This window comes from Collibacillus ludicampi, assembly GCF_023705585.1.
In the GTDB taxonomy this organism is placed as follows: Bacteria; Bacillota; Bacilli; order Tumebacillales; family BOQE01; genus Collibacillus; species Collibacillus ludicampi.
Window position 1 is genome coordinate 1 of record NZ_BOQE01000006.1, and the last position, 1,086, is coordinate 1,086.

Below are 1,086 nucleotides of genomic sequence, written 5' to 3' on the forward strand. Positions count from 1 at the left end.
AAGCCTGGTCTAAACATACCTGGTCCCATAGGTGCAAAAACAAGTTCTGCGTTTTCGTCTTTCGCTATTGCATTTGATTTCCTATTCACGCCTTGTTTTTGCATTTTATGCTTCACCATTATCGTCACCTCACAGATCGTTTCAAACATACTTTTTATCTTATGAACCGAAACGATTTGTGGTATAGACAAAATACTCTAGACATCAATAGATTTGTGTGATCTGCTGGTCAGAACTTACGTGATACGCGCCGGCGGCCAGACAGTGACGCCGTTTATGGCGAAGTTGGCGCCGCCGCCGAGTATGATGAAAAACTCTTGAAACGTACTTGGTCACACGAGTGGTCACAACTACTTATAACTCGATATCAAATGTGTCGCAAAAGATGCCCGAAAAATCTTATTTTATCAGATTTTTCTGAACCAAAAACCGTTCGATGGTATTATGAATCAAATAATTTTTTGGGTTTCCTTAACCGTGAGCAAGGTAATACAGCAGAACATAGCGTAAACCCCTAGCACAGTCTGCGTTTTACATTAGTTCCCTTGAAGCTTTACTTACTTGCTAGGGTACGACTGAAAAACCAGATTTTATAAGGCATTTGAGACTTTACGATACATTCTTTGCAGGAAGGTTTTTTCCTTCCTTAAAACGATCAAGAAAAAATTGTTTTATGAACTATATAATTTGTACCATTCCATTTGATTGTCTCTTGAATTTTCTATTATCAAGGAGTGAGTTTAGATGGCGCGAAGAACTACCGAACGTCGCACAACGGGCCGTCGCACGACGAGTCGTCGACGACAAGACATCGCACAACAGTTCATTAGGACCATAGTCGACGGACTACTAGACATCGCAGAACAATTCTTTAGAACCACAGGGCGTCGCACAACGGGTCGTCGCCGTACAACAGGTCGCCGACGCACAACAGGTCGCCGACGCACAACAGGTCGCCGACGCACAACGGGTCGTCGCCGTACAACAGGTCGCCGACGCACAACAGGTCGCCGACGCACAACAGGTCGCCGACGCACAACGGGTCGTCGCCGTACAACGGGTCGCCGTCGTACAACGGGTCGCCGA

General features: G+C 45.7%; 1 protein-coding gene. It reads right to left on the minus strand.

Translation table 11 applies throughout. The features are described 5' to 3' along the window. Window positions 1-871 precede the first annotated feature (871 nt). The coding region (locus tag DNHGIG_RS20875) for a hypothetical protein (protein ID WP_282201589.1) at window positions 872-1,086 on the minus strand (215 nt) is incomplete at its 5' end.